This window comes from Phormidium pseudopriestleyi FRX01 (genome assembly GCF_017313335.1).
GTDB lineage: Bacteria > Cyanobacteriota > Cyanobacteriia > Cyanobacteriales > Laspinemataceae > Laspinema > Laspinema pseudopriestleyi.
This window is the reverse complement of sequence record NZ_JAFLQW010000589.1, coordinates 1-8247: the sequence shown is the minus strand read 5'-3', so window position 1 is coordinate 8247 and position 8247 is coordinate 1. Positions and strand designations below refer to the sequence as shown.

General features: G+C 48.9%; 6 protein-coding genes and 1 tRNA gene. 3 read left to right on the top strand and 4 right to left on the bottom strand.

Going from position 1 to position 8247, the window contains the following annotated elements; genetic code table 11:
- Positions 1-320: 320 nt before the first annotated feature.
- The 3 genes from J0895_RS22580 to J0895_RS22570 all read left to right on the top strand — a co-directional run bounded on the left by J0895_RS22580 (position 321) and on the right by J0895_RS22570 (position 4892).
- Positions 321-1133, top strand: a complete 813-nt coding sequence (locus J0895_RS22580; RefSeq protein WP_207090243.1) for a hypothetical protein — start codon at positions 321-323, stop codon at positions 1131-1133.
- Positions 1134-1272: 139 nt separating this feature from the next.
- Positions 1273-2862 carry an NAD(P)H-hydrate dehydratase gene (locus tag J0895_RS22575; protein WP_207090242.1) on the top strand — a complete coding sequence of 530 codons (1590 nt, stop codon included), beginning with the start codon at positions 1273-1275 and terminating at the stop codon, positions 2860-2862.
- Between the two features lie 1463 nt (positions 2863-4325).
- On the top strand, positions 4326-4892 hold the full coding sequence (locus tag J0895_RS22570) for a hypothetical protein (RefSeq protein WP_207090241.1): 567 nt from the start codon (positions 4326-4328) through the stop codon (positions 4890-4892).
- 1 nt (position 4893) lies between these two features.
- On the opposite strand, the gene J0895_RS22565 is transcribed toward J0895_RS22570, so the two are convergent.
- The 4 genes from J0895_RS22565 to murA form a co-directional block, all read right to left on the bottom strand.
- Positions 4894-5145 (bottom strand): hypothetical protein, encoded by a 252-nt coding sequence (locus J0895_RS22565; protein ID WP_207090240.1) that lies wholly within the window; start codon positions 5143-5145, stop codon positions 4894-4896.
- 155 nt (positions 5146-5300) lie between these two features.
- A tRNA-Leu gene (locus J0895_RS22560) sits at positions 5301-5382 on the bottom strand.
- The gene (locus tag J0895_RS22555; RefSeq protein ID WP_207090239.1) at positions 5361-6236 is read right to left on the bottom strand and encodes a M48 family metallopeptidase; all 876 of its coding nucleotides are present in this window, start codon (positions 6234-6236) and stop codon (positions 5361-5363) included. The genes J0895_RS22560 and J0895_RS22555 overlap by 22 nt, the downstream gene beginning before the upstream one ends.
- Positions 6237-6316: 80 nt before the next feature.
- Positions 6317-7666 carry a UDP-N-acetylglucosamine 1-carboxyvinyltransferase gene (murA, locus tag J0895_RS22550; RefSeq protein ID WP_422894347.1) on the bottom strand — a complete coding sequence of 450 codons (1350 nt, stop codon included), beginning with the start codon at positions 7664-7666 and terminating at the stop codon, positions 6317-6319.
- Between the last annotated feature and the right edge of the window lie 581 nt (positions 7667-8247).

Here is an 8247-nt window from a genome sequence, read left to right as displayed (position 1 = left end):
TCTAAACAACTTACACGTTTTCTGCGCTTACTGCCACTGTTGCCGGTTTTTCACCGAATTTGGGTAGCATATCATTGTCCAGAAAACTTGCCTTGGTCTAAATAATACTCTATAAGGGTAGAGTTTTGCGGAAAATCCGATAGAGCGCTACATTAACGACCCCTCATCATGGTTGGACTACAGTGTAGGCGGTTAAAACCGCTCGTGTGGGCTTTCCACCTCGCTTCTTTAGAGCGCGAGGCTACCAGCCCTACCGTGTTTCTCTTGTGTTAGAGTGGCTAAAAACCTCATGATATTGCTTGGTGAGTGGATATCCCTGTATGGAAAATCGACGATTCGGTTCGTTTAGTTCTAGGAATCGTGACTGGAGTTCGGCGCGATCGCCTTACGACTGGGTAGGGGCGATTTTAGGGTTCGGTTTAACTGTAGGAGTCGCTGCTGAGGTGCTACTGCCTTATAAACGGGCGATCGCCCAAACCCTTCCCCAACTTCCAACCCTTCAACAATTTCCACAACAATTTCCACAACAACTGCCACAACAATTCCCGCAACTTCCGGTTCCCTCACAGCAACCCCCCTTCTCCCCGGGACCGATTCCCCAGTTTGATCTCCCTCCGGCCCCACCCGCGCTTCCTCCTCTACCGAGTTCTAAGCGTTATGTGGTCTATATCCCCACTAATAACCCAATCGTACTCGCCCAAGTCCGGTTAATTGAACCGGAGGCATTTATCAAGGAGTTGGATGGAAAAGCTGTGATTCAAGCGGGGATGTTTGTGAATAACTCCAATGCCTACCGACGGGCCAGAGAATTAGAGTTATTGGTCGGGATTCGCTCGACGATCAGTACCATTGAGCCAATCAACCCGGCGATCGCCACTGCTGCTGCTTCAGGCGCATCTTTGGGCATTTCTAATCCCTATTTTGTCATCATTCCCGGTAACCCCAATGACTTTTCCCGGATTACCACTCAATTAACCACTGCCGGAATTGCCTCCCAAGAAATCTCTGTCCGCACTGTTCCTTTTGGACCACATCTGGCGATCGGACCTTACCCCAATCGCATCACCGCTCAACAAGAAAGCGGCTATATTAGTAATTTTGGCATTGATGCTCGGGTTCATCAATACGATTGATGGACTCAGAAACGCTCAAGGTTAATATCTAACGTCTAAATCATTCTGACGTAGAGATAGCGAGCAAGATGCTCGCACTCCTGGAAACCCAGGCTTTCCATCATCTTCTGCGTTGCCCATTCATTCAGAAAACAGGACCGTGACCTTACAACAAAACCGCCAACATCAGATTCATCAATTCATCGTGACTTCAGCGCAAATGAGCGCGATTGAAGGGCGAATCTTTGCAGCGGGAATGCCCGTAGCCGCTTTGATGGAAAAGGTGGCCCAAGCTATTTTTAAGCGCCTGGTTGCCCTATATCCTCGTCCCAGAGTCCGGCGAGTTGGGGTTTTGGTCGGTCCCGGTCACAATGGCGGGGATGCCTTGGTGGTCGCCCGAGAATTACATTTTGCCGGATATGAGGTGCTGATTTATCGACCCCTGTCTAAATGTAAGGAGTTGACGGGGAAGCATGGGGAATATGTGGCGAGTTTGGGGGTCGAGTTTTTTGAGGAAATCGAACCCCTCCTGGATTGCGATTTGATTGTAGATGGATTATTTGGAGTTGGATTAGAACGGTCAATTTCTGGGAAGATTGCTCAGGGAATTGACCGATTAAATGAACAGTCTCAACCCGTGATTAGTATTGATTTACCCTCGGGGTTGCATACGGATACGGGAGCGGTTTTAGGAACGGCAATTCAGGCTACTCAGACCTTTTGCTTGGGATTATGGAAGTTAGGATTATTTTATGATAAAGCCTTGGCTTATGTGGGGAAGGCGGAATTAATTGATTTTGATATCCCCTTGAAGGATATTCAGGCGGTGTTAGGCGATCGCAATCCCATCTACCGGATTACCTCAGCGGTAGCAATTGCCCATCTCCCGCTTAAGCGTCCCCAATTTACCCATAAGTATAAGGAAGGACATCTACTGGCAATTTGTGGTTCTCAACGATATATGGGTGCAGCCCTCTTATGCGGGTTGGGGGCCAAGGCATCCGGTGTGGGAATGTTGACGATCGCCGTTCCCAAGTCGCTCAAACCTTATATGAGTCAGCAATTAGCGGATGCGTTGGTTGTCGGATGCCCAGAAACTGAATCCGGGGCGATCGCTGAGTTGCCCGATAGCATCGACTTGAGTTCTTTTGATGCGATCGCCTGTGGTTGTGGCTTGACCCTGGATGCAATGGGAGTAGTCCAAGCGGTATTAGAGAGCGATCGGCCCTTGATTTTAGATGCCGATGGATTAAATGCCTTGGCGCAATTGGGGACCATTCCCACCCTCTCCCAACGAGAAGCCTTTACCCTGTTGACCCCCCATCCCGGAGAATTTAAGCGGCTGTTTCCCGATGTTCAGGGGGAAGCTGAGGATTTGGTGAGGGCCGTGCGTCGGGCTTCTGAGCAAAGTGGGGCGGTGGTTATGCTCAAACAAGCTAGAACGGCGATCGGCTATCCCGATGGATCGGTTTGGATTAACCCCGAAAGCACCCCGGCATTGGCACGAGGAGGGAGTGGCGATGTCTTAACCGGGTTATCCAGTGGCTTAATTGCTCAGGCGATCGCCCGGAAACTTCCCGTAGAACCCCTCGTGCAAACCGCAGTATGGTGGCACGCCCAAGCTGCCATTTCTGCTGCCGGTGTTCGCACTGAGTTAGGGGTGGATGCGGTGACTTTAAGCGACTATTTACTCAAAGTTTTGCCGCAGTTCGTGCGATCGGGCAATCAGTTGGAAAAAAGCTCAGGATGACTCAGGACCACAAAGCGCGAGTCTAAATGACTGGGGAACCGCTCTCTAATTCTGAGAGCGTCCCCATACTGGAACAAAGGGAGTGTTTGTGAAATCTGGTTTCCTGGCAACTAATACCCAAACAAAACAACACCCAAGACCTACTCGCTGAGTGATTTCCTCTCGTTTCAATGTTTGCAGTCTGCCTAACTTAAACAGTTTAGGAGTATTGCTGCCGATTCCATGATTTGAGGAAATATCAGCCCTTGGTTTGGGTGCTGTTTGGGTTTTGATATGAGACAGATGTTAGATTAAACAGCTTGAACCTCTTTAAGCTAATTTGAACTTGGCTGTTGTAATCTGCCAGAGAAGCTCTTTCTTGCTTCTATATATTAAATTTAGCACGCTTTTGAGCAATGGCAAGGGAATGATATAAAACTTTACTTAATTTCCAGGAGGCTGGGTTACCTCGTAAATTTATCTAAATTCAGGGCGAATCTAGGGATGAATGCTCCTTTCCGGTGTGTATTCTCATCAGGGAGCAGCGCGATCGCCTTTTCTCTTCTTCTTCAAGGGTCTCCATATGATGGCAACCGGAGGGATTTTAAAAATTGAGTTTCTGGGCCACAGCGATCCAAACAAAACAACACCCAAGACCTACTCGCTGAGTGATTTCCTCTGGGTTTCAATGTTTGCAGTCTGCCTAACTTAAACAGTTTAGGAATATTGCTGCCAATGCCACGATTTGAGGAAATATCAGCCCTTGGTTTGGGTGCTGTTTGGGTTTTGGTACGAGACAGATGTTAAAATAAACAGCTTGAACCTCTTTAAGCTAATTTGAACTTTTCGGCTGTTATCTGTCAGGGAAGCTCTTTCGGCTTCATTTATTAATTTATCATCATTTTCGGGCAATGCAAGCCTCAGAAATAAAGGTTTACATAAATTTGAGCGAAATATCTTAAAAGTATGAATTTAAGTAAACATTGCCCTCAATTCGATAATTGCCAGGGTGCAATAGAGTTGGGGATCCAAGGGTAAGGGTCTGTCTCTAGAGCATCGGTTTGAGCAGCTGTAACCCTATCTGGAGTGACCTTTCATTAAAGGTAGTGACTCTCTATTAATCTATCCCTATCGAAGTCAAACCCGGTTGAAAGCCTGACCCCGGGTTGCCTGAAACGACGCCCAATCGTTAAGTTGCCTTAAAGTGACAAAACAGGGCTATAGAGGTAATGCGTCCATGCAGTTGTAAAAAATGAGCACTCTGCCCGACCCCATTGAGCCACCAGCAGAAATGTTAACCACCAGTGGATCCACTCCAGCTATCTACTTCTAAAGAAAGATGCGCTATCCCCGGATTTTTCCTAGAGTAAGTTCAATTATTATCAATGGTCGCTCGGGCTAACTTATGAGAATGGGTACACCCGTGGCAACTTTGTTTTCATGGTCAGGAATTAGTCTGACCGATTTTATTCGGAGGTTTCACAATGTTAAATAGATTTAACAAGACATCCCTTAACAAACGCAGCCCTCTGGTTCGCGGATCTTCCCTGTTTGGAAAGGTGAATGGGGCGATCGCCCTAGGACTGATGCTCTTGGTGCTCCCAGGGTGCGACGCGACGGATCGAACCACCACAACGACCACCACAACGACCCCAGGAACTGGAACCACAACGACTCCAGGCATGGAGACGACAGGCATGATCGCGGATTTTGAGGAGGTTGCGGACAATCCTAACCAGTTTATGGGTCAAACGGTGACCCTCAGCGGTGAAGTGGCAGAAGTCCTCGGACCTAATGTTTTCCGGCTCCAAGAAGATCAGCTCATTGGCGGGAATGATATCATTGTGATTACGACCGACGCCCAAACCCCGGTGATGGAAGATAGTCAAGTCCAGGTGACGGGAGAAGTTCGTCAATTGGTGATTACTGAAATTGAACGGGATTACGATCTCGGCTGGGATGATACTTTACGCACTGAAATCGAACGGGAATACACCGATCGCTCTGCAATCGTGGCCCAGTCAATCCAGCCCATGATGACGAATCCCTAAATTAGGCTTTGGCGATCGCCTGCCGAGTCTCCAAATAAAAAGAGAAGAGAACCGGAGTTCTCTTCTCTTTTGTTTGGGTGGGGTTTTGAGATGGGGTCGGGTTGCGATCGCCCGTTAGGGTTTCCCCTTTTAATTTCTTCCGCAACATCTGCTGCTGCTTCTTGAGTTGTCTTTGCCTTGCACTGCCGCCTTTGCCCTTGGTATTTCTCCCCTGGTTACGAGGAGACTCCCAACTTTTGAGCCGTTGAGCCATTGTCTTAATCCTTCTCTTTACAATGTCAATGATGAATCAATGTCTTTTACCATTGTAGCTGGACTAACCCAGAACTTGTCAAGTCCCTCATCAAAAAATAAGGGTCCTCAGTTACAAGCTGAGAACCCTTATATTGTGATTCCGATTTTATAGAGTGGGCGAGGCGAGAGTCGAACTCGCACGACCGAAGCCGCCACATTTTGAGTGTGGTGCGTCTACCAATTTCGCCACTCGCCCTTTTTCTCGGTTTCACTACTATAACACATTTTTCCTTTTTGCAACAAAGTTTCATAATCTTTGCTGCTGGCCCAGCGATCAATCTCTCTAGCCCTTAATACAGGCAGAGGATGGGTGAGTTGGCCGGTTTGGGCTTCCTTGAGCAAAAGTCCCAGTTCCGTACTACTGCTCTCATCGTAGGCCCGAGCTTGGGCGAGAAAGGCATCCAAATTGAGTTGGGGAGACAGAGTTGGGGAACCCCCGGCCAATTTCATCAGGACCGAACTGACGACCCGAGGGTCCTGAGTGGCTAATAAAGCAGCGCGATCGCAGCTAAACTCAGCGCATCTGACCCACTGCAAAATTTGACTTTGGAGAGTTTGAGCAATCAAAGCCCCCACCGTCGAAAGTTGTCCTGCCGCTAACATGATTAGATTGGCCAGGGTTAAATAAACCCCATGTTCACATTTGAGATGCCCGAGCTCATGTCCAATCACCGCCTGGATTTCTTCCGGTGTCAGCAGTTCAATCAGCGAGGTGTGAATCACCACAAAGGGTTTTTTGCCCCGCATCGCGAACGTATAAGCATTCGGCATCGGATGTTGACGAACATAGAGTTCCGGCGTCTCTAAATCCAAAACCTGGCAGGCTTCCTTGAGCAAATGATGCAACTCGGGCAACTGTTGCTCACTGACCAAAACGCTAGAAGCAATATTATCCAGGTAAAAAAATTGTTCCCCAATCGAACCGAGCAACTGGCGGATGATCAGGTCGAGTCCAGGGAGTTGCTTGAGGGATTGGGTTGCTTCTAGATCTAGAGGATGACGAAAGCCATCTGCTTTGAGTCCGATCAGGGTTGTTTTTGGGAAAGCCATACCAAATTTAGTAAGGTCTGATGACAGAGAATCGAGAGGCTTTCTTCACAGCAAGTGCATTCGGGAAACCTCTCGCTTTTTCATTTTAGTGCGGATTGAGAAGATTGGATGACGGGTGAGTGGGCTTCGCTTTCAGGAGGAGCCGGTTCGCGCTTGATTTTAACCCCGAGCTGTTGGAGTTTGAGGTCGAGGTTTTCGTAGCCACGATCCAGGTGCTGCAACCCTTGAATGGTCGTTTTACCCTGAGCGGCTAAAGCGGCGATCGCCAAGGCGGCTGAGGCACGAAGGTCTGTTGACATGACCGGAGCGCCCGTCAGGGTAGGTACACCGCGCACGATCGCCGTATTGCCTTTGACTCGAATATCTGCTCCCATGCGATTTAATTCAGCCACATGGCGCAGGCGATTTTCAAAGACGGTTTCGGTAATCAGACTATCGCCATTACTCACCGTCAGCAAGGCCATAAATTGAGCCTGCATATCCGTGGGAAACCCAGGATAGGGCAAGGTTTCGATATCCGTTGCCTGAATGATATCCGGTCCAATCACCCGGAGGCGATCGGGGCCTTCAGTTATGATCTGAGCGCCAGTTTGCCGCAGCTTGGAAATCACCGGAGTCAGATGGTCGCTGATGACGGGATGGAGACTGATATCCGAGCGAGAAATTGCCCCGGCGACTAAGAAGGTTCCGGCTTCAATGCGATCGGGAATGATGGAATAGTCAGCCGTATGCAGCCGGGGAACCCCTTCAATCACAATGGTTTTGGTCCCAGCACCCCGAATCCGAGCGCCTAGAGCGTTACAGAAGTTAGCCAAATCGATGACTTCAGGCTCTTGGGCGACATTATCGAGGATGGTTTCTCCATCAGCGAGGGTGGCGGCCATCATCAGGGTTTCGGTGGCACCGACGCTGGGATAGTCGAGATAAAATTTAGTGCCTTTTAAGCGGCGATCGCGTCCCGGGACAGAAGCATGAACCATGCCATGCTCGATATAGACATTAGCACCGAGGGCTTGCAGTCCGCGAACGTGGATAGCAACAGGTCTGGCCCCGATCGCACAGCCGCCCGGAAGGGGAACATGGGCTTCTCCCAAGCGGGCCAATATAGGCCCAATGGCAAAGAAACTGGCCCGCAGTTGGCTAACTAATTCGTAGGGGGCTTCTGAGGTCGTAATATCGCGAGCATTGATATCTAGGACATCGCCGTTCCATTGGAGATCGACGCCGAGGGCCGAAAGCACTTGACCCATGCGAATTGCATCCACCAGGGATGGCACGTTCCGCAACCGACAGGGTTCCGGACAGAGCAAGGACCCTGCCATGATCACTAAGGCGGCATTTTTGGCCCCGCTAATTTTGACTTGTCCTTGCAGGGGATGGCCTCCCCAAATGTGCAGGACTGAGGGATGAGCTTCGTGAGAGTTGGTGATGTTGAGCGAACCGAGAGAGGCAGTAATAGGTCTATCCTCCAGAATCAGTGGATGTGGTACACCTTTCGATTTGGTTTTGATTCTACCGGAAATATTTTAGATGTCCAGATTTATACCTAAAAAAACTCTATTCCGGTAATCCCTGATACCAAAAGAATCTTACCATCAACTATTTTTTGTCCCGTGATGCGGATTTCACGGCGAGGACCTCCTCATGGTCCGCATCATTTTGGAGAACAATTCTAGCTGTTGACACTCCCCGGTATAAAGACACGGGGATTCTTGCACAGCCTTAGACTTAAGCCTAAGTCTGATGGGCGCTGTCAAGACGCCTCTAATAAGTCCGCTCAAATTAGATTTGAACTTTCCCTTTACGTTTAGGTTACGAAGGATGATGACTCGCCATTACAGCCCGCATTGATATATCCAAACGTTCCAGTTCTAAACAACTTACACGTTTTCTGCGCTTACTGCCACTGTTGCCGGTTTTTCACCGAATTTGGGTAGCATATCATTGTCCAGAAAACTTGCCTTGGTCTAAATAATACTCTATAAGGGTAGAGTTTTGCGGAAAATCCGAT

What these genes read in the sequence shown, in the direction of transcription:
- J0895_RS22580 (WP_207090243.1), top strand. Translation starts at nt 321, where the DNA reads ATGGAAAATCGACGATTCGGTTCGTTTAGTTCTAGGAATCGTGACTGG.
- J0895_RS22570 (WP_207090241.1), top strand. Translation starts at nt 4,326, where the DNA reads ATGTTAAATAGATTTAACAAGACATCCCTTAACAAACGCAGCCCTCTG.
- J0895_RS22565 (WP_207090240.1), bottom strand. Translation starts at nt 5,145, where the DNA reads ATGGCTCAACGGCTCAAAAGTTGGGAGTCTCCTCGTAACCAGGGGAGA.
- J0895_RS22555 (WP_207090239.1), bottom strand. Translation starts at nt 6,236, where the DNA reads ATGGCTTTCCCAAAAACAACCCTGATCGGACTCAAAGCAGATGGCTTT.